Annotated in this window: 18 protein-coding genes, 1 other RNA gene and 1 pseudogene; 7 read left to right on the top strand and 13 right to left on the bottom strand. The window is 41.4% G+C overall.

Features of this window, described 5'->3' with window-relative positions; all coding sequences use genetic code 11:
- Position 1 precedes the first annotated feature (1 nt).
- The 3 genes from ACE1SE_RS03640 (at position 2) to hha (ending at position 4411) form a co-directional block, all read left to right on the top strand.
- Positions 2-3151, top strand: coding sequence for an efflux RND transporter permease subunit (locus ACE1SE_RS03640; RefSeq protein WP_374052690.1), 3150 nt, complete (start codon positions 2-4; stop codon positions 3149-3151).
- A gap of 639 nt (positions 3152-3790) precedes the next feature.
- Positions 3791-4159 carry an Hha toxicity modulator TomB gene (tomB, locus tag ACE1SE_RS03635; RefSeq protein ID WP_374052689.1) on the top strand — a complete coding sequence of 123 codons (369 nt, stop codon included), beginning with the start codon at positions 3791-3793 and terminating at the stop codon, positions 4157-4159.
- Positions 4160-4207: 48 nt separating this feature from the next.
- Positions 4208-4411, top strand: a complete 204-nt coding sequence (hha, locus tag ACE1SE_RS03630) for a hemolysin expression-modulating protein Hha (protein ID WP_047766794.1) — start codon at positions 4208-4210, stop codon at positions 4409-4411.
- Positions 4412-4500: 89 nt separating this feature from the next.
- Here hha and ffs read toward each other — a convergent pair.
- Positions 4501-4597: signal recognition particle sRNA small type (gene ffs, locus ACE1SE_RS03625), an RNA gene on the bottom strand.
- Positions 4598-5135: 538 nt separating this feature from the next.
- Between ffs and ACE1SE_RS03620 the strand changes: the two are divergent.
- Positions 5136-5368 (top strand): annotated as a pseudogene (locus ACE1SE_RS03620) (acyl-CoA thioesterase II); the annotation flags it as partial.
- Positions 5369-5370: 2 nt separating this feature from the next.
- Positions 5371-5523, top strand: a complete 153-nt coding sequence (locus ACE1SE_RS03615; RefSeq protein ID WP_374052688.1) for a hypothetical protein — start codon at positions 5371-5373, stop codon at positions 5521-5523.
- 78 nt (positions 5524-5601) lie between these two features.
- On the opposite strand, the gene amtB is transcribed toward ACE1SE_RS03615, so the two are convergent.
- The 5 genes from amtB to ACE1SE_RS03590 form a co-directional block, all read right to left on the bottom strand.
- Positions 5602-6882, bottom strand: a complete 1281-nt coding sequence (gene amtB, locus ACE1SE_RS03610) for an ammonium transporter AmtB (RefSeq protein WP_374052687.1) — start codon at positions 6880-6882, stop codon at positions 5602-5604.
- A 13-nt stretch (positions 6883-6895) separates the two neighbouring features.
- Positions 6896-7234: a P-II family nitrogen regulator gene (gene glnK, locus ACE1SE_RS03605; protein WP_374052686.1), complete on the bottom strand. Its 339-nt coding sequence runs from the start codon at positions 7232-7234 to the stop codon at positions 6896-6898.
- A 167-nt stretch (positions 7235-7401) separates the two neighbouring features.
- Positions 7402-9171, bottom strand: coding sequence for a SmdB family multidrug efflux ABC transporter permease/ATP-binding protein (locus tag ACE1SE_RS03600; protein WP_374052685.1), 1770 nt, complete (start codon positions 9169-9171; stop codon positions 7402-7404).
- Positions 9164-10912: a SmdA family multidrug ABC transporter permease/ATP-binding protein gene (locus ACE1SE_RS03595; protein ID WP_374052684.1), complete on the bottom strand. Its 1749-nt coding sequence runs from the start codon at positions 10910-10912 to the stop codon at positions 9164-9166. Before ACE1SE_RS03595 ends, ACE1SE_RS03600 begins: the two co-directional genes overlap by 8 nt.
- 59 nt (positions 10913-10971) lie before the next feature.
- On the bottom strand, positions 10972-11445 hold the full coding sequence (locus tag ACE1SE_RS03590) for an Lrp/AsnC family transcriptional regulator (RefSeq protein ID WP_374052683.1): 474 nt from the start codon (positions 11443-11445) through the stop codon (positions 10972-10974).
- A gap of 122 nt (positions 11446-11567) precedes the next feature.
- On the opposite strand from ACE1SE_RS03590, the gene ACE1SE_RS03585 reads away from it, so the two are divergent.
- Complete coding sequence (locus tag ACE1SE_RS03585) at positions 11568-12620, top strand: PLP-dependent cysteine synthase family protein (RefSeq protein ID WP_374052682.1); 1053 nt, start codon at positions 11568-11570, stop codon at positions 12618-12620.
- Positions 12621-12652: 32 nt separating this feature from the next.
- A complete protein-coding gene (queC, locus tag ACE1SE_RS03580) occupies positions 12653-13351 on the top strand; it encodes a 7-cyano-7-deazaguanine synthase QueC (protein ID WP_374052681.1) in 699 nt (232 codons plus the stop codon).
- A 71-nt stretch (positions 13352-13422) separates the two neighbouring features.
- On the opposite strand, the gene ACE1SE_RS03575 is transcribed toward queC, so the two are convergent.
- The 7 genes from ACE1SE_RS03575 to clpP all read right to left on the bottom strand — a co-directional run bounded on the left by ACE1SE_RS03575 (position 13423) and on the right by clpP (position 21698).
- Entirely contained in the window at positions 13423-13830 is a 408-nt protein-coding gene (locus ACE1SE_RS03575; RefSeq protein WP_374052680.1) for an acyl-CoA thioesterase, read from the bottom strand.
- 147 nt (positions 13831-13977) lie between these two features.
- Positions 13978-14361 carry a ComEA family DNA-binding protein gene (locus ACE1SE_RS03570; RefSeq protein ID WP_374052679.1) on the bottom strand — a complete coding sequence of 128 codons (384 nt, stop codon included), beginning with the start codon at positions 14359-14361 and terminating at the stop codon, positions 13978-13980.
- Between the two features lie 163 nt (positions 14362-14524).
- Complete coding sequence (gene ppiD, locus ACE1SE_RS03565; protein WP_374052678.1) at positions 14525-16405, bottom strand: peptidylprolyl isomerase; 1881 nt, start codon at positions 16403-16405, stop codon at positions 14525-14527.
- A gap of 174 nt (positions 16406-16579) precedes the next feature.
- Positions 16580-16855: a nucleoid-associated protein HU-beta gene (hupB, locus tag ACE1SE_RS03560; protein WP_374052677.1), complete on the bottom strand. Its 276-nt coding sequence runs from the start codon at positions 16853-16855 to the stop codon at positions 16580-16582.
- A gap of 244 nt (positions 16856-17099) precedes the next feature.
- Complete coding sequence (gene lon / locus ACE1SE_RS03555; protein WP_374052676.1) at positions 17100-19454, bottom strand: endopeptidase La; 2355 nt, start codon at positions 19452-19454, stop codon at positions 17100-17102.
- Between the two features lie 205 nt (positions 19455-19659).
- Entirely contained in the window at positions 19660-20931 is a 1272-nt protein-coding gene (gene clpX / locus ACE1SE_RS03550) for an ATP-dependent protease ATP-binding subunit ClpX (protein WP_374052675.1), read from the bottom strand.
- A gap of 143 nt (positions 20932-21074) precedes the next feature.
- Positions 21075-21698 (bottom strand): ATP-dependent Clp endopeptidase proteolytic subunit ClpP, encoded by a 624-nt coding sequence (clpP, locus tag ACE1SE_RS03545; protein WP_189759806.1) that lies wholly within the window; start codon positions 21696-21698, stop codon positions 21075-21077.
- Positions 21699-21877 lie beyond the last annotated feature (179 nt).

The raw sequence follows: 21877 nt of genomic DNA, 5'->3' as shown, positions 1-21877 counted from the left end.
CATGCCTAAGTTTTTTATCGAACGGCCAATTTTTGCATGGGTAATCGCGATTATCACTATGCTATCTGGCTTGCTGGCAATCATGAAATTACCCGTGGAGCAATATCCTGCTATTGCTCCACCTACTATTTCCATTTCAGCAAGTTACCCAGGAGCTGACGCGACAACAGTACAAAATACTGTAACACAAGTTATTGAACAGAACATGAACGGTATCGATAATCTCGTGTATATGTCTTCCAGCAGCAATTCTGCGGGAAGTATGAATATCATGCTGACCTTTGAAGCAGACACAGATCCAGATATCGCGCAAGTTCAGGTGCAAAATAAACTGCAACTAGCAATGCCACTATTGCCTCAAGAAGTTCAGCAACAAGGTGTTAGTGTTGATAAATCCACCAGTTCGTTTTTGATGATGGCTGGTTTCATCTCTCAAGATGGTTCCATGACTCAAGATGACATCGCTGACTATATCGGAAGCAGTGTCAAAGATGCATTGAGCCGTGTTGCTGGCGTTGGTGAAACACAGCTCTTTGGCACGCAGTATGCCATGCGTATCTGGCTCAATCCTGACAAACTGCTCAACTATAAGATCACCACTCAGGATGTTATTAGTGCAATCAGAGCTCAGAACAATCAGGTTGCTGCCGGACAATTAGGAGGAACACCACCGGTTCCAGGTCAGCGTTTGAATGCTTCGATCATCGCACAAACTCGCCTGAATTCGGCAGAAGAATTTGGCAATATTTTGCTGCGCATGAACCCCGACGGTTCACAAATTCGCTTGCATGATGTCGCTACCATTCAATTAGGTGCTGAAAATTACAGTATTATTGGTCGCTTCAATGGCAAACCAGCAGCAGGGATTGGTATCAAACTGGCAACGGGTGCCAATGCCTTGAATACCTCCAAGGCTGTTAAAGAAGCACTGGCTGAAATGCAACCCTTCTTCCCGCATGGGTTGTCTGTTGTCTATCCGTATGACACCACGCTATTCGTTAAAATTTCTATTTTCGAAGTGGTGAAAACATTAGCAGAAGCCATTCTGTTAGTGTTTATCGTCATGTACCTGTTTCTGCAAAACTTCCGAGCTACTTTTATCCCAACAATTGCAGTTCCGGTTGTACTGCTTGGTACATTTGCCATTCTTGCTGCGTTTGGCTATTCCATCAATACATTGACCATGTTCGCTATGGTACTTGCCATAGGCTTGCTCGTGGATGATGCCATTGTGGTAGTGGAAAACGTCGAACGAATCATGCGAGAAGAGGGGCTATCACCGAAAGAAGCCACCAAAAAATCAATGGGGCAGATCCAAGGCGCTCTGGTCGGTATCGCACTAGTGCTTTCCGCTGTATTTGTACCAATGGCATTTTTCGGAGGTTCAACAGGAGCAATTTACCGCCAATTCTCAATCACGATCGTTTCAGCAATGGTACTGTCTGTGCTGGTAGCATTAATCCTGACTCCAGCACTGTGTGCTACGATACTCAAACCTGTTGCTAAAGGCGGCCATGGAACTCACACAGGATTCTTTGTTTGGTTTAACCGTCTGTTTGAAAAAAGCACACATCATTACACTGATAGTATTGGCCGGATGTTACGTGGCACAGGGCGTTATTTGGTGATCTATGTCATGTTGATCGCTGGCATGGCCTGGATATTTAAGAATCTGCCATCCTCCTTCTTGCCAGAAGAAGATCAGGGGGTTTTACTGGCAATGGTCCAATTGCCCCCTGGCTCAACTCAGGAACAGACACAAAAGGTATTGAATGAAATCAATGACTACTTCTATACCAAAGAGAAAGACGTTGTTAAATCTGTATTTACAGTTAATGGCTTTGGTTTTAGTGGTCAAGGACAAAACACTGGCCTGGCATTTATCAGCTTAAAAGATTGGGAACTACGCAAGGATTCAAAAGATAAGGTTCCGGCCATTGTTGCTCGAGCAAATGCGAATTTTGCTCAAATTAAGGAAGGTCTTGTCTTTGCGTTCAATATTCCTTCAATTGTAGAGTTGGGTTCTGCCAGCGGATTTGACTTCCAGTTGATTGATAAAGGAAATTTGGGGCATGCAGCACTGACAGAAGCACGTAACCAATTGCTTGGTATGGTTGCAAAACACCCAGATATGCTGACGAATGTCCGCCCTAATGGGCAAGATGACACACAACAATATCGTATTTATATCGATAAGGAAAAAGCAGAAGCTCTGGCTGTATCCACGACAAATATCAACTCAACCCTGAGCACGATGTTTGGCGGTGTTTACGTCAATGATTTTATCGACCGCGGTCGAGTCAAAAAAGTCTATATTCAGGCTGATGCTCCTTACCGCATGTTACCCAGCGATATCAGCAAGTTGTATGTTCGTAACTATCACGGAGAAATGGTGCCGTTTTCTGCATTCATAGATGCATCGAAAGAGCCTTGGATTTACGGTTCACCACGTCTGGAACGCTACAACGGTCTTCCTTCCATGGAAATTGTGGGAGAAGCAGCGCCTGGTCAAAGTACTGGTGATGCAATGGCACTTATGGAGCAATTGGCATCACAATTACCGCCAGGAATTGGCTATGACTGGACCGGAATGTCTTATCAAGAACGTTTATCCGGTAATCAGGCCCCTGCTCTATATGCGCTGTCATTGATTGTCGTATTCCTTTGTCTGGCAGCATTATATGAAAGCTGGTCTGTTCCGTTCTCGGTCATGCTAGTCGTCCCTTTGGGGGTTATCGGTGCATTACTGGCAACATCAATACGTGGACTGGATAACGACGTCTACTTTAAGGTTGGCTTACTGACGACCATCGGGTTGTCTGCGAAAAATGCCATCCTTATCGTCGAGTTCGCCAAGGATTTGATAGAAAAAGAAGGCAAGGGATTAATAGAAGCAACTCTTGAAGCAGCCCGAATGCGCTTACGCCCAATCCTAATGACGTCTTTAGCCTTTATGCTTGGCGTAATGCCTCTGGTATTGAGCAATGGCGCAGGTTCAGGTGCACAAAATGCCGTAGGAACGGGAGTATTGGGTGGAATGATTGCAGCTACATCATTAGCAATTTATTTCGTCCCTGTATTTTTCGTTGTCATTAAGCGGCGGTTTACGAAAAAAAATGAGGAGATTGAACACATTTCAGCCCCTCACTAAATTCAGCTATGTTAAAAAGGCCACTTATGTTGTGGCCTTTTTAACGGGTAAAAACGCCTTCGAACAGTAAATTACAAGATGACAATATCTGCGTTAAAATTCATTCATAGTCTAATTAAAATAAATACTTATGAATGAAAAAGTAGGTTTAAAAGACAACAATTTCTGTTTTTTATAATAAATAGAAGATAAGCTGGTAACTTTCCTTGTTTTTCTCTTGATTACACCTTTAATGGTAAAAAGTGTTCCATCTCGATGGTGACATATGTAATAATGACGCTATATTGATTTTGAAAGTCTCAATACAATCGCCTATAATGATTGCTGTGCTATTGTTACAGCTTCTACTGTATTAGTATAATTTAATATATTTCATAGTATATGTGATATGACTATCCTCCGTAGTAGAATGCTAGTGCTTGCCAGAAACGAGGCTTTGTCAGAATTTAGTGTTTTTGCCATAACTAAACGTAAATGAGATATTGTAAAAAAACTAGTTGGCAGACAGGTAAAATAGAGCATTAACATTAATAAATAATAATCATGTTTTGATAGGCTCTATTCTAAAAGAATGACTATAATAATTAGCATGTATAAGCCTTAATTCAAATAAGCTATGCATCGTTTACGGAGGTGATTATGGATGAATATTCACCAAGAAGACATGATATTGCTGAATTAAAATACTTATGCGAGAATTTAATTCATGAGGCTTTTTCCGTCCTGAATCGCACTGATAATCATTGGATTCACGACCTGACCTCTGAGAAAAGTTTAAAACTAAACGAATTGATTGAACACATTGCAGCTTTTGTCTGGAGCTTTAAAATTAAATACTCAGACAACCACACTCTGAGCACCTTAATTGATGATTATCTAGATGAAACATATAATTTGTTTGGAAGTGATAAGATAAGCTTTCTTGAACTTACAAAATGGCAAAAAACAAACGAACACTTAACTAACGTTCTGTTACATGATTTGAACGCTTCTCTAAGTAAAATCTGATAAATATATTCCTAACTATTTTTTTATACCAAATAAGATAAGGCGATTATGACTAAAACTGACTATCTGATGCGTTTAAGAAAATGCACTTCTATTGAAACACTGGAACGTGTAATTGAAAAAAATAAATACGAGCTTTCGGAAGATGAACTTGAATTGTTCTACTCCGCGGCTGATCACCGTTTGGCTGAACTTACCATGAATAAACTCTATGATAAAATCCCATCATCTGTTTGGAAATTTGTCCGCTAAGCTGTAATGTTCAGATAGAAAGTGACTTGAGCCGGTAGCTATTATCGGCTGACAGTATAATCTTATGACAAGTTTTGAATTGGTGAGGGCTCTGCCAGCTACATCCCGGCACACGCATCCCTTGCTATGGCTGCTTCTTTCCAGACCTGACCAAGTTAACAAGTTAGCGTTGCGGGAGAACCAACAGAGCCCCCATTGATGTCAGCTTCAAATTTCGAAGCGGTGACTATTATCTTTCAAACATTATGAAATAGCAAGGCAACTTCATTTAAACGCTGCTTTATTACCCATAATGTTGCAAAAAACATCAAAATTTAATAATTTTACTTAACAGTAATATTTTTAGCATTTTTTTCAAGCTATAACTCACAGCAGACGAACAGTAAACAGGTGCAACAATAGATATATTTAATAACACTAATGAATCATTACCATGCCATATAAAAAACAGATAATTTCACAACTTCAACCTAAGTTAAATAACAATCTCCCTGTCCTTAGTATTTAAAATAATCATATAAATCAAAAGATAAACCTACAAAACAATACATTTGCATTATTTGATAAGCATTGATGAAATTAATAGTGATAATTCACACCTAAAATAAAAACTTAAGGATAATTTTATTTACAACTTAATCCATTTATTTTCAAATAAATAAAAATTTATTATCCATAATCTTTCATTTATACCTTTCAAATGCTTCAAAAGTAAAGGCATGTTATGACTCAAGCATTGCAAAACTTAATTAACTTGATACATTTAGAAAAATAGAAAAAAGAATTTATCGAGAACAAAGTGAAGACTTAGGATTTCCTCAAGTTTTCGATGGGCAAGTAATAGGCCAGGCGTCATATGCAGCAAAATAAACCGTCGCGGATGACAGAATGATCTACTCCTTTCATAGCTATTTTCTACGTACAGGTGATAGCCATAAGCCCATTGTTTATGAAATCCTATGCCCCTGTCCCCCTCTCCCGAAGAGTTATTTTATTCAATCGAAAGCCCATCAGCATCAGGAGCGCGTGGTTTTGTCCGTGGACATATCTATAACTGTACAGGCGTGTTTATCGCTTCTGCGGTTGAGAAAGGAGTAATTCGTAAGCTATGATGAGTTGAATCAATAATAACCGTATGCCGTAATCAACTTTTCTGTTACTACGGCATACCTATTTGCAAATAAAAGTGCTCAATTATAAGCGCTTTCACCATGTGAAGTAATATCAAGTCCTTCTCTTTCTGACTCAAGATTAATACGTAGCCCAACCAACTTATCAGCAATCTTAAATGAAATATAAGCCGCTATTGATGACCAAACCATACAGACCAATATACTAATAGCCTGAATACCGAGCTGTCTTAGCATTGTCGTTCCTTCAGTAAATCCTGTTCCACCTAAAGCGGATGCAGTAAAAACACTGGTCAACAAACAACCAACAATGCCGCATACTCCATGTACCCCAAATACATCACAAACATCATCAACACGTAACCATTTCTTCAGTATGACTACCCCCCATAAGCCAGCAATACCTGCGATCAATCCCATCACCAATGCACCACCGATACCAACTGTTGCAGCAGCTGGTGTAATAACCACTAAACCCGAAATACACCCGGAACATGCTCCTAAAAGCGAAGGTTTCTGGCGGAATAGCCACTCACAGAAAACCCATGACAACACGGCTCCCGCCGTTGCTGCCACCGTATTCACCAGAGCTAGCGCCGAAATAGCATTTACTTCACCAGCAGATCCTACATTAAAGCCAAACCATCCAATATAAAGGATCGCTGTTCCAATAAAAGTCATTGGTAGATTATGAGGTTTAAATGCTTCCCGCCCAAAGCCTGAGCGCTTTCCAAGTAAATAAGCACCAACCAAGCCTGCTGCTGCCGCATTAATATGAACGACAGTCCCGCCAGCAAAATCCAAGGCTCCATCCTGGGCAAGCCAGCCGCCACCCCATACCATATGAGCCATGGGAATATAAGATGCTGTCAGCCATAACACACTAAAAATCAGCAATGCAGAAAAACGAACTCTTTCACATAACGCGCCCACCACCAAAGCAACAGTAATACACGCAAATGCACCTTGGAAAACAACATGAATTAACTGATAAAAATTACCAGTTAGATCAGTTATGGATATATTTTTTAACATAACCTGACCAAAACCACCCCAAAAAGAGTTGCCTATCTCAAAGGTCATGCTATATCCATAAATAATCCAAAGCACACAAACCAATGAAAAACTGACAATCACCTGTGACATTAGTGACAACACATTTTTGCTGCGTAGTAATCCTCCATAAAATAGAGCAATGCCAGGTATTGTCATAAAAAGTACAAGTATCGTATTTATTAACATAAATACAGTATCTGCTTTATTGGGACTACTTTCCGCAGCAATAGCAAACGAAGGAAAACTGGCCGCAATACACGCTATGGATAAAAATTTATTCTTCATTTTTGCTCCTCATTTACAGTGCTGCATCATTCGTTTCACCCGTCCTGATTCGGACGGCATGCTGCAATTCAAAGAGAAATATTTTCCCATCTCCCATTTTTCCAGTGAAAGCAGTCTGCTGAATAACATGGATAATTTCTTCAACTCGTTCATCATTGGTAGCAATATCAATCTTAACTTTGGGCAAAAAATTAACGTTGTATTCAGCACCTCGATAAAGTTCAGAATGACCTTTTTGACGTCCAAATCCTTTTACTTCTGTTATGGTCATGCCTTGTATACCTATATCAGCAAGTGCCTCCCGCACTTCTTCCAGCTTAAATGGCTTTATGATGATGGTGATAAGTTTCATATTTCCCTCGTGTTTCGCTACGTTGGTACAAGGGAATATTTGCAAGGGATATGCCAAAAGTTAAAAATGATGTGTAATCAGTCTGTTATCGAAAAACATCTCTAAAAAGGAATAAAAAAGGGAACAATGAATACACTTGCTCCCTATACGCTGCCTAAATATGCACACTAAACGTGCACTGATTCATTCAACATCTCACCAACTTGCTGGAGTTGGTACATTTGATAATAACGTCCACGCTTTTCCAGTAGCTGGCGATGCTGACCTTGCTCAGCAATTGCACCACGATGCAGCACTAATATGGAATCAGCCTCAGTAATGGTTGAAAGACGATGAGCAATCACCACCAATGTCGTCTGTTTACGGATCATTCTCAGAGCTCTCTGTACTGATTGCTCTGTCCCAGAGTCAATATTCGCGGTTGCCTCATCTAAAATAAGGATCTGTGGCGTTTGCACTAAAACTCTGGCCATTGCTAAAAGCTGTTTTTGACCTGCTGAAAGTGTATTCCCTTGTTCTCCCAAAACGAAATTCAAACCATCTGGTAAATTACGAACAAAGTCAGCTAATTGAACTAATTCCAGTACTTCCCATATTTTCTCTTCGCTGATATCCCGCCCTAACGTGATATTGTTGAGGAATGAAGCTGCCAAAACAACAGGATCTTGCTGCACCATTGCCACCCCATTACGCAGCACTGCGTGTGAAAGCGAAGATATGGAACGCCTGTCAAGATAGATCTCACCGTCTTGCCACGGATAGTACCCCATAATCAAATTAGCCAGAGTGCTTTTTCCACTCCCTGTATGCCCAACCAAGGCCACAAACCCATGTGGAGGAACATGCAGGTTAATATCACTTAAGACAAGTTTGTCACCACGATAAGCAAAGTTTAAGTTTTCAATATCAATTCGGCCACTTTCCAACGCCCGCAAATCATTGCCATATTGCTGTTGTGGACTATCCATCAATTCGAAAACACGTTCTCCTGAAACCACCGCTTGCTGCAATACCGATTGCTGTGAAGTCAACTCAATCAGTGGCTCATTTAATCGCCCAAGATAGTTAATAAAGGCATACAGTACACCAACGCCAATAACCTCAGTGCCTTTGATACCAAACAATAAGAGCAAACCACACAATATTGCGGCAGAAAAGAAACTCAATAATGGTCTTAATAAGATGCCATCTAACCGTAAAGCCTGCATACGAGCCTGATAATGAGCTCGGTTGATAGCCAACATTTTCTCGCCAAAACGCGCTTGTTGACGAAACTGCTGAATCACACTCATTCCATTAATGGCTTCATTAAAACCATCATTAATGTCAGCCAGATAGCCGCGAACCCGCCTAACTATTGGGGTGCTAAGACGCTGATAGATCACCATTACAAGCAAGACTGCCGGAAATATTACGATTGCAACACATGCCATACGCCAATTTAAAACAAACATGGCTATCAGCATGGCACCAATTAGTGCAATACAGCGGAATACCATTGGAATCACATTAACAAACAGATCCTTAATGACCTCAGTATCATTTGTTACACGGGATATCAGTTGTCCAACTGGTTGATTATCAAAAGCACTTAATGGCTGACGTAATGCTGAATCCATCACATCAGTACGAAGCTTCTGCACCACGCCCACAGATGCCTGATTAAAAAATAACGTTTGGTAATAGTGTAAAGCGGCTGCAATAAGCTGCAAAATCAAGAATATTGCGGCAAGTCCACCGACAATATCGAGCGGTAAATTTCCCGTTGCTACCATATTGTCGATAAAATAACTTACAAGCAGAGGTCCGCTTACTTCTGCCAATGCTGCAACCCACAACATCAATACAGCAATTAACATCGGTTTGCGGTAATTTTTGCCGTAAGAAAGCAAGCGCTTTAATGACGGCCATAGCTTACCTATATGAGTTTTAGTCATTTTCTCCACCCAATGCAGCTTCTAGTTGTTGGTAATGGTACATATCGGAATACCAACCTGATTGGGCGATAAGTTGTTTATGCTGGCCGTGTTGTATAAGCGAACCATGTTGCATAACCAAAATATTATCTGCTTCCGTTAATGCCGACAGCCGATGCGCACTGATAATAACAGTGCGCTGTTGCCGCCATTGGCTAAGATTTTTCATAATCTGGTGTTCCGTGTGACCATCCACGGCTGACAGGGCATCATCAAGGATTAAAATCTCCGTCTCTAACAGCAAAGCTCTGGCAATGGATATACGCTGTTTTTGCCCTCCGGAAAGCATCACACCGCGCTCTCCCACTTCCGTTTGATAACCTTGAGGCAATCGCAAAATATCATCATGTACACTTGCTAAACGAGCAACTTCTTCTATTTTCTCTTGGGTTGCATCAGGTCGTCCCAACGCAATATTACCTGCAACCGTATCCGAAAACAGGAAGGGAGTTTGGTTGACAATAGCCAACCGTGAACGCCACTCTTCCATTCGAAGCGCAGAGATATTTTTTGACTGGAAAAGAATAGCTCCATCGGTTACATCAAACTGCCGTTGTAACAAAGCCAATAAAGTACTCTTCCCTGCACCAGTTGATCCACAAAGTCCCAATAACTGACCAGGCTCTAGTTGGAAATGGATATTTTCCAAAACAGGTTTATCACTTTGAGGATAGGTAAATTTGTTGATATTTCCCTGCAAGCTCCCCCGCTCTGAAGACAAAGACAACACGCCATCTTCGGTTACCAGTGGTTCCTGCAACAAACTGCGGATACGTGTATAAGCAGCACTTCCTCTCTCAACAATGTTGAACATCCACGCCAATGCCAACATAGGCCAGATCATCAATCCCAGATACATGACAAAACTGGTCAATTCCCCAAGTGTCATGGAACCATTCACCACCATCCAACTCCCTCCACCCACAGCCAAGAGGTTTGCAACAGTAATAGCAATGAAAATAGTGGGGTCAAAACGCGCATCTACACGCGCAACATGCATATTCTTACGCCCAGCATCAATAGCAACTTCTTCAAACTGATTAGATTGGAGTTTTTCCAATCCAAACGCTTTTATCATACGGATACTAGTCAAACTTTCCTGCGCATGGTTATTTAGTACAGAGAATGCGCCTTGCGCAGATTTAAAACGATGATGAAGCTGATTACCATAATGCTTAATTGCCAAAGCCATAATGGGCATCGGTGCTAATGATAACAATGTTAATTGCCAACTGATCTCCACGCTCATTACAATTAGGACAGAACACCCCATAACCAAAGCATCAACCAAAGTAAGGACTCCCTCACCTGCGGCAAAAACAACTTTGTCAACATCATTTGTTGCGCGCGCCATGAGATCGCCTGTTCTATGACGCAAATAAAATTCAGGATTCTGACTACTCAGACGCTTGTAGAAGTCACCACGCAGCTTAACAGCCAGCCGATAAGAAGCACCAAACAACCATACACGCCAAACATATCGCAGACCATAGATGGCCAAAGCAATGAACAGCATTAACCCCAGCAACATCAATAGCTGACGAAATGTCATTGTTTTTGTGCTAATGCCATCAACGATAATCCCAACTAAGTGGGGAGGAATGAGTTGCAACACCGCAATCAAAATGAGGAAAATGACAGCTCCCAGATAACGCCGCCATTCACGAATAAAATACCAGCTTAATTGTGAAAATAATCTCACACACCTATTCCCAAGGTAAAAAATGAAAAAGAGTTAGCACCTACCGACCAAAGAAATCTTTATGATGTTACTGAATCTGGTATTGGCAGCGCCGTTGTATATTTAATCTTTTCCATGGCAAAGTTAGAGGTAACATCAATCAAACCAGAAACCCCATTTACCATACGTTTGTAGAAATGATCATAACTCTTCATATCAACAACTTCTATATGCATCAGGTAATCATATTCACCAGCCATGCGATAAAATGTTAAGACTTCCGGCATCTCTTTTATAAAGGTGACAAACTGTTCATACCATTCACTGCTATGTTGCTGGGTTTTAATCATCACTATCACTGTCAAACCCAGACCGAGTTTTTCCCCATTTAACAAGGCAACTCTTCCAACAACATAACCTTCGTCTTCAAGTCGTTTAAGGCGTTTCCAGCAAGGTGTCGAAGTCAAGTTAACGGCTTCAGCCAGTGCGTTCAAGGATAGACTACAATCCTGTTGGAGCAGTTTCAGTAGCTTACGGTCTATTTTATCTAACATATCTAAATCCTATAGAAATATTTCCCAAATATAACGGATATTCTCAGAAAAATAACAATCTATTTCTCCGAATGTAAGGGTAATCTATATACCACTAAGGTATTATTATTTAGGGTCAATTTATGTCGTCTTTATGGGCTACAAATGCCATAAAAGCTATCCAAGCTGATTATCAACGCAGCGCTGATACACATCTCATTCGTCTTAACCTTCCAATATTTCCGGGTATTCACCTCTATCTCAAAGATGAGAGCACTCATCCTACTGGTAGCCTCAAACATCGACTTGCACGTTCCTTGTTCCTTTATGCACTTACTAATGGTTGGATCCAGGAAGAAACGCCTATTATTGAAGCTTCATCTGGAAGTACTGCTGTTTCGGAAGCTTATTTTGCCCGCTTACTTGGTTTACCATTTATTGCAGTTATGCCTTCTTGTACTGCCAAGCGCAAAATTCAAGAGATTGAGTTCTATGGCGGTAAATGCCATTTTGTAGAGCATTCCGCCTTGATTTATCAAGAATCAGAGCGTCTGGCAAAAGAGCTTAATGGCCATTACATGGATCAGTTTACCTATGCCGAACGAGCAACTGACTGGCGAGGAAACAATAATATTGCAGAAAGTATTTTCCGCCAGATGCAACTAGAACCTTTTCCTGAACCAACTTACATCGTTATGAGTGCAGGAACGGGTGGCACATCTGCGACATTTGGCCGTTATATCCGCTATCAGGGATATAACACTAAACTCATTGTTGTCGATCCAGAGAACTCCGTCTTCTACGATTGCTACCATCAAAATCGCCGTGATATTTGCGGAAGTGCTGGCAGTAAAATAGAAGGAATTGGCCGCCCACGCGCAGAACCTTCTTTTATTCCTACGGTTATCGATAACCTGATCCAGGTTCCCGATCCTGCCACAATTGCTACCATTTATTGGCTGGAAAAAATAATTGGCAGAAAAACCGGCGCATCAACAGGAACTAACGTCTGGGGAGCTTTACAACTCGCCAAGCAAATGCACGATAACAACCAACAAGGGGCAATTGTGACATTGCTCTGTGATAGTGGAGAGCGCTACCTTGATACTTATTACAACCCAGAGTGGGTTCGAAATAATATCGGTGATATCACACCGTATCTAACACAACTACCCAAGTTAGACGGTTATAAGTAACATATCTCCTTCAATTTACAGAGGTAGGTATCATGAAACGAGCCGTTGTTGTATTCAGTGGTGGACAGGACTCCAGCACTTGTTTAATTCAGGCACTCCACCAATATGACGAAGTTCACTGTGTCACCTTTGATTATGGACAGCGCCATCATGCCGAAATTGATGTAGCTTGTCGTATAAGCAAAGAATTGGGCGCTGCTGCTCACAAAGTACTTGATGTTACTTTATTGAACGAGCTCGCAATCAGTAGCCTGACAAGAGACAATATTCCCGTACCGGATTTCAGTGAAAGTGAAAAAAGTGACCTCCCAAGTACTTTTGTGCCTGGCCGTAATATATTATTTTTAACTCTGGCGGCAATTTATGCTTATCAGGTTGAAGCTGAAGCCGTTATTACTGGCGTTTGTGAAACAGATTTTTCGGGCTATCCAGATTGCCGTGATGAATTTGTCAAAGCACTCAATAAAGCAGTCAGCCTTGGTATCGCTCGTAACATTCGTTTCGAAACCCCTCTAATGTGGTTAAACAAAGCGGAAACTTGGGCATTAGCAGATTATTATCAAAAATTGGATTTTGTTCGCAATAAAACCCTTACGTGTTATAACGGTATTCAGGGTGATGGATGCGGTGAATGTGCTGCCTGCCATCTCAGGGCTCAGGGATTAAAGCATTATTTAAACAATGCCCAAGCCACGATGTTAGATATGAAATCCAAAACCTATCTCAGTTAATCAAAACGATCTCATTAACGTAATCTGTGAGAGGTTCGTAGAACCTCTCATTCCACATTTTTATTTTATCGTTATTCGGCATTGTTTTTATATGCTTCCATCTTTTCTCGTAATTCACCTTCTAAAACTAACGCTTTTTGAGTTTTCAAATCAATACAAGCAAATGTAGTTAAAGCATCTGCAATAATTTTATTATCACCTCTGCGTATAATTTCCTGAAAAAATGTACCGCTTTTGTTACGTAACTCTTGCATCGAAGATTTCACCTCCAGCTCATCTGTAATCACAGCTGAATGGCGATAATTAATATTGATATTCACCACAACAAAACCAATATTCTTGCGATTTAACCATTCCAGCGTGTCATCTTCAGTAAGTAAATCCCAGCGAGCGGCTTCCATAAATTCCAAATAACGAGCATTGTTCACATGCTGAAAAAGATCAATATGGTAGCCCCTGACTTTGATAATTGTGCTCATTGCTATTTTTTCCTCACACTCATCCGACCAGACAAAACATAACAATAGCAAAACAATTTAATTACAATAGTGTTTAATCAATTATTCTTGATCGATATCACAGCCCTCTTGATTCAATGACTGACAATGCACAAGAGGGCATAACACTTAGTGAGTCAATTTATCTCGATTTTTCTCTATAAAAATCGGACCAATTCCTTGTACTTCCTGTAATTGTTCTATTGCTGTAAAAGGACCATATTTTTCACGATATTCAATAATCGCCTGTGCTTTTTTAGCGCCAACTCCATTGAGCTGTTTCGCTAATTCTTCAGCATTTGCAGTATTAATATTAACAACATCTTTTCCCTGTAATTGCTGACCTGAAACTTGCTCTTCCCCTTCTTTCACCTTACTGTCTTCAACGGTGGTTTTAACAGGTTGTTTCACCATTTTATCCGTAGATTCATTAACGGTAGCTGCGTGAGTTAATGGCATGCTGATACATAATGCCATCATAAGTGAATTAAATAATATCCTTAAATATTTCATGTCAATCTCTCCATGTTTTATGGGTGCATGTTTTGTTGGTGAAAGAAAGATTGCCACAATAATATTTCTGGGCAACAGGCAAGGTTTAGATATGCGAAAGGCCACGAAAGTGGCCTTCTTCAATTACTATTTTACAAAAACAGATGCGAGTAACTTCGCAATTTTATTCAAGTTGGCCGAATTTAATATCCGCATCATCACGTAAATTCATGATTAGTGATTCCAGCATGATATTACCAGTCTGATACTGATAACCGGCCATATATTGTTTGAGCAGATCATCTGTAACAGATCCGGGAACAACTTTATCCAATTGGATAAGCACAGCGTTACCCAATTCATCTTGAGCTAATCCATATACAGGCTTACCCTCTTTAGGATGAGGTAAAGTGAATGCCACATCGGTAGCCTGATTAGTTTGTGGCAGATGTTTTATCACGGTAGGTTGCTCGAACTGGATCCCCGCGGTTTTCAATGCTTGCTCACCTTTACCTTCTTTCAGGGCAGCCAGTAGTTTTTCACTTTCAATCTGAAGTTGTTTTTCTGCTTTCTGGCGTTTCACCAATTCAGTAACTTCAGGTTTAGCCTGTTCAAATGACTGAACTGTCTCGGGCTTAACATCGTCAACACGCAGAATAAAAGCTCTATCGCCTTCAACCGAAATGACATCAGAATTAATTCCTGTCGCGCCTTTATCATCAATCAAATTGCCAGAGAAAATAGCCTGAACGACCTGGTTGAAATTAATATCAGTCGGAACATGATCGCGATCAAACCAGTCCGTGGTCACGGCTTGATAACCCGCCGTTTTTTCTGCTGCTGCCAAAGACTCATTATCATTAGCTGCGGCATCACTCACTTTCCGCTGTAATGCATAGAAAGCATCAACCGCTTTTTCCTGCTTAACAATTTTTTCTATTTCCGAATGCACATCCGCCAACGGTTTGACTTCCTGAGGTTTAATATCATCTAAACGGAAAATGGCATATCCATTAGATAATTTGACTATGTCGGAAAGTTGCCCTTTCTGTGTCAAATTCACTGATTTGAGCTCATTAGGCAGAGAACTTTCTTCCATCCAGCCCAAATCCCCCCCCTTTTGAGCAGAAAATTTGTCAGTTGATTTTTCTGACGCTAATTGACTAAAATCAGCCCCTTTCTTTAACTCATCCAAAACCGATTTAGCGGCAGAGTCTGAATCCAGTTGAATAAAGCTATACTTCTTCTGTTCAGGCTTAGTATATTTTATCAGGTTATTTTTATAATATTTTTCAATATCAACATCAGATACAGTGACATCTTTCAATTCATTATCTGCATCCATTTTGATATAACTGACTTTCACTTTTTCTGGCACAGTGAAATGATTGCTATTTGCGTCATAGTATTTTTTCAGCTCTTCATCGGTAACGGTTTGCTTTTCTTCAATTGACGTCAATTCAAGAGTCGCAAAACGCACTGTCCTTTCTTGCAGAAGCAATGCCGCTTCCCGTTTTATCTCTGGTGGTAATGCAATTTCCGCCCCCATAACAACTTGCTTTAATTGACGATTAATCAGTTCCTGACGAACCTGTTCCGCAAAACTATCAGGGCTGATGTTTGAATGGGCAAGCCAGTCTAAGTATTCCTGATATTTGTTGTTATCAAATTGGCCGTCAGTCTGGAGAAACGGTAGATTACGTATCTCCTGTGCAACCTGATTATCGCTTGCCGATAAACCCAACTTACGGGCATATTGTTCAATCAAAGTCGCATTGATAAGTCTCTCCAGTGATTGGCGTCGAAGCTGCTGTAGCATCTGCTCATCGCTTAACAACGTTGAGAATTCATCTCCCAGCTTTTCCTGCTGAGCATTTTTTTCTTGTAAAAATGCCTGCTCTAGCTGAGCGCGGCTAATGGTTTGGCCATTCACTTTGGCAGCATAACTACCACTTTCGCTTGATAAGTAACCGGTTACCCCCGTCACCAAGAAAGTCAGGATAATTAGAGCCAACACAATTTTGAGCACAGGACCGTTCGCCGCCGTGCGTAGGTTGTCCATCATAAAGACGTAAAACTCCGCTTTAGTGAAAAAGAAACTGTCATATTACGACAATTCAAACGCTAAGAGAAAAAAAGCGCACCAATCAATTGATGCGCTTATATTCTAGCCTATCAACACGCCCTAGTCAGTTGAAGTTTATTGCAATAACAAAAACCAGGGTCTGTTTCCTGCTCATTAGCCATTAACAGCGTCTTTTAACCCCTTTCCAGCTCGGAAAGCAGGTACTTTTGCTGCTGCGATCTTGATTTCCTTGCCTGTCTGAGGGTTGCGTCCTGTACGCGAAGCACGCTCACGTACAGTAAACGTACCAAACCCCACTAAAGCGACATCATCACCATTTTTCAATGCACCAGATACGGAAGAAATGAATGCATCTACTACACGTCCGGCGGCTGCTTTAGAAAGGTTAGCATCAGCAGCAATTTTGTCGATCAGTTGTGACTTATTCACTCTTAACATCCCCATTTTAGTATTACTATCGTAACGGAAACCGATTTACCAACAGATAACACGACAGTTATGCCGTTATATCAATCCTTTTCCAGTATTAGCAAGAAATCATGGAACAGCAAAATTTTTAATCAGATAATTAGACTAATCTAACTTAATGACACAAAAAAAGGCTGGCAAGCCTGAATGTGCTCACCAACCTGAATTTTATACACAGTTCTTGAGTTAGCTCACTATTTTTGTACTATTTTAGTGATACTACTTCTGCGCCAAATGCGGGTTCCTGCAAAGCGATAGATAAAACATCTTCTATACGCTTAACGGGATGGATCTCCAGATCTTGGATCACATTCTGTGGGATCTCTTCCAGATCTCGTTTATTGTCATCTGGGATCAAAACCGTTTTAATTCCCCCACGATGCGCTGCCAGCAGTTTCTCTTTCAGGCCACCGATTGGCAGTACTAAACCACGCAGCGTAATTTCCCCTGTCATGGCTACGTCAGCACGAACTGGATTACCCGTCAGGCAAGAGACCAACGCTGTGCACATTGCAATCCCCGCACTCGGGCCATCTTTTGGTGTTGCGCCTTCCGGAACATGAACATGAATATCACGTTTTTCATGGAAATCAGAGCTGATACCCAATTTATCAGCACGAGCACGAACGACTGTCAATGCCGCCTGGATGGATTCCTGCATCACTTCACCCAATGAACCGGTATAAGTCAATTTACCTTTACCTGGTACACTGGCTGTTTCAATCGTCAGTAAATCACCACCAACTTCTGTCCATGCCAGGCCAGTTACCTGACCCACTCGATTTTCTGTATCCGCACGGCCATAATCCACTTTCTGCACACCCAGATAATCTTTCAAATTATCCGCATTAATTTCAATGTGCTTAAGTTTCTTATCCATCAGTAATGCTTTAACCGCTTTACGACACAATTTAGAGATTTCACGTTCCAAACTACGAACGCCAGCCTCACGAGTGTAGTAACGGATAATGCCAATAATTGCCCCATCATCGATAGTCAACTCGCCTTTTTTCAGCGCGTTACGCTCGATCTGTTTTGGCAGCAGATGACGTTTGGCAATATTCAATTTTTCATCTTCGGTATAACCCGATAGACGAATGACCTCCATACGATCCAGCAATGGAGCAGGAATATTCATGGAGTTAGATGTTGCCACGAACATAACATCGGAGAGATCGTAATCAACTTCAAGGTAATGATCGTTAAATGCTACGTTTTGTTCAGGATCAAGCACTTCTAACAATGCTGAAGCTGGGTCGCCACGCATGTCGGATGACATTTTGTCGATCTCATCCAGCAAGAACAGTGGATTTTTAACCCCTACCTTGGACATTTTCTGGATTAATTTGCCCGGCATTGAGCCAATATAAGTACGACGATGTCCACGGATCTCCGCTTCATCGCGTACACCACCCAATGCCATACGCACATATTTACGCCCAGTTGCGCGTGCGATAGAACGGCCCAATGAGGTTTTTCCCACCCCAGGAGGCCCTACCAGACAAAGTATTGGTCCCTTAAGCTTGCTAACGCGGCTCTGTACCGCAAGATATTCAAGAATACGCTCTTTGACACGCTCCAAACCATAATGGTCTGTATCCAGTACTTCCTGAGCTTTTATTAAATCTTTTTTTACCTTGCTGCGTGAAACCCAAGGAACTTGCACCATCCAGTCAATGTAACTACGAACAACCGTTGCTTCCGCCGACATCGGAGACATCATTTTTAATTTCTGCAATTCAGCTTCGGCTTTCTCGCGAGCCTCTTTCGGCATTTTCGCTTCTTCGATCTTACGTTTCAGCGTCTCATATTCATCAGGTGCATCATCCATCTCACCCAATTCTTTCTGGATCGCTTTCATTTGCTCATTCAGGTAGTATTCGCGCTGGCTTTTTTCCATCTGTTTTTTAACGCGATTACGGATACGTTTTTCTACCTGTAACAGATCGATTTCTGATTCCATCATTGCTATCAGATATTCAATGCGTTCAACAACATTAGACATTTCTAAAACTGTCTGTTTATCGTTTATTTTCAAAGGCATATGTGCAGCGATGGTATCTGCTAATTTTGCCGCATCTTCAATACTGTGCAACGATGTCAATACTTCTGGCGGGATCTTTTTATTCAGTTTGACGTAACCTTCAAACTGGTTAATGACCGTTCTTACCAGAACTTCTTGCTCACGTTCATCAACGTCAGGAGATTCAGAATATTCAACTTGTGCATAGAAATATTCGCCATTATCCGTCAACGTGGTAATGCGAGCACGCTGCAAGCCTTCAACCAGAACTTTTACTGTACCATCTGGCAACTTTAACATCTGTAAAATAGAAGCCACCGTACCTACGGAGAAAAGATCATTAACTCCCGGCTCATCAGTGGATGCTTCTTTTTGCGCGACCAACATGACTTGCTTGTCATGTTCCATTGCTGCTTCCAGGCAATGAATCGACTTCTCACGCCCAACAAACAGAGGGATCACCATATGTGGGTAAACCACTACATCGCGCAAAGGCAATACAGGGATTTCTATGCGTTCAGAACGCTCAGGATTCATAGAGCTCTCTCTTCGTTTAGCTTTCGCCAGTTTTAGGAATCTCGTGAAACACGGTTTTCACGAGTTTCACTTCAAAGAATATAAAATATATGGGGACAGGAATCTGACATTCAATAGCCTATACCGGCAAAAAACAAAATGAGGGAGAATCCCTCATTTGTTTTTTCAATGCATATTGATAATCGGTGCTTCCTACTCCATTTCTTCACTCACCAGAAACTTGGGCATCCGGCTTGCTATATATCAATAATGGTGCGGAATTATCTTCAACAACCGTTTCATCAACGACAACTTTCTCTATGTGTTCCATTGATGGCAGATCGTACATTGTATCCAGTAAAACGTCCTCAACAATTGAACGAAGACCACGAGCACCCGTTTTACGTGCCATTGCTTTTTTCGCTATGGCAGTCAATGCTTCTTTTCTGAACTCCAGTTCGACACCCTCAAGGTTAAACAGGGCCTGATACTGTTTAGTCAGCGCATTTTTCGGTTCCTGTAGGATCTGGATCAGTGCTTCTTCATTAAGTTCGGTCAGCGTTGCCACGACTGGCAGACGACCAATGAATTCGGGAATTAATCCAAATTTAATCAAATCTTCCGGTTCAACCTCAGACAGCAACTCACCTTCTGTGGCTTTCTCTGATTCCCCCCTAACTGTAGCACTAAAACCGATACCTGAACTGATATTCAAACGCTGGCTGACAACTTTATCCAAACCGGCAAATGCACCGCCGCAGATAAACAGAATTTTGGAAGTATCAACTTGCAAGAATTCCTGCTGTGGATGCTTACGACCACCTTGAGGAGGAACCGCTGCTACAGTACCTTCAATCAGTTTCAACAGTGCCTGCTGAACCCCTTCTCCTGATACATCGCGAGTAATTGATGGGTTATCAGACTTACGGGAAATTTTATCAATTTCATCAATATACACGATACCACGTTGTGCTTTCTGCACATCGTAGTCACATTTTTGCAGAAGTTTTTGGATAATATTTTCTACATCTTCCCCGACATAACCCGCTTCGGTTAATGTCGTGGCGTCAGCCATAGTAAACGGAACATCTAAATAGCGAGCTAATGTCTCTGCCAACAACGTCTTACCGCTACCTGTCGGGCCAATCAACAGAATATTACTTTTGCCGAGCTCCACACCGTTAGTGGAGTCACCATTACGCAATCTCTTGTAATGGTTATAGACCGCAACTGCTAACACTTTCTTCGCTGTTTCCTGACCGATAACATAATCGTCCAGATGTTGGCGAATTTCATGAGGGGTAGGCAATGCGCTACGCTCACGATGTGGTACCAGCTCTTTAATTTCTTCGCGAATGATATCGTTACATAAATCGACACATTCATCGCAGATATACACTGACGGACCGGCTATTAATTTCCGTACTTCATGTTGGCTTTTCCCGCAGAAAGAGCAATACAGCAGCTTTCCTGAACCGTCTTTGCGCTTATCTGTCATTAGTCAACCTCACTTTATGAACTGTTATCCCAGTTTGTCCGGCATAACAGAAAAAACGCTATTACTCCGCCTAGATTAGCGTCAACATCAAGAAACGCTTAGAGAAAAAGCTAGCATCGGAGTAATAAAGTAATTATTAATAATTAGCTGCGCTGGGTGAATATACTATCAACCAATCCGTATTCTACGGACTCTTCGGCTGACAAGAAACGATCGCGTTCTGTATCCTTAACGATCTTCTCAAGTGGCTGTCCGGTATGTTTCGCCATCAATTCGTTCATACGCGCTTTAACCTTGAGGATTTCCTGCGCATGGATCTCAATATCAGTCGCCTGTCCCTGGAAACCACCTAATGGCTGGTGAATCATAACTCTGGAATTTGGCAGACAGAAACGCTTCCCTTCTGCTCCAGCGGTCAGCAGGAATGCTCCCATTGAACAGGCCTGCCCCATACAAATAGTGCTCACATCTGGTTTGATAAACTGCATCGTGTCATAAATAGACATGCCTGCCGTAATAACCCCACCAGGTGAGTTGATATATAAATGAATATCTTTTTCTGGGTTTTCTGCTTCCAAGAATAGCATTTGGGCAACGATCAAGTTCGCCATATGATCTTCAACAGGCCCAGTCAGAAAAATAATACGATCCTTTAATAAGCGAGAGAAGATATCAAATGCTCGCTCGCCACGTGCTGTTTGTTCAACCACCATCGGCACCAAAGACATGTTAGGTGCATATTGATCTTGCTTGCCACTGTATGACATTTCCGTCTCCTAATAGAACTCACGCTGGTGCCATTCATAACTGATTCTACTTGAGATAAGCGATGATGACCATGATCCAAAGTTAGCTAACAAGGGGCTTTTTCCCCTCTAAAAAGTAGTAAGCTCTTACATAATAGTAAGAAAGGATATGAGGTTAAATCTGTTTTTTTCAAGAACAA

Source organism: Xenorhabdus taiwanensis, assembly GCF_036512875.1.
Taxonomy (GTDB): domain Bacteria; phylum Pseudomonadota; class Gammaproteobacteria; order Enterobacterales; family Enterobacteriaceae; genus Xenorhabdus; species Xenorhabdus taiwanensis.
This window is presented reverse-complemented; position numbering and strand designations above follow the sequence as displayed.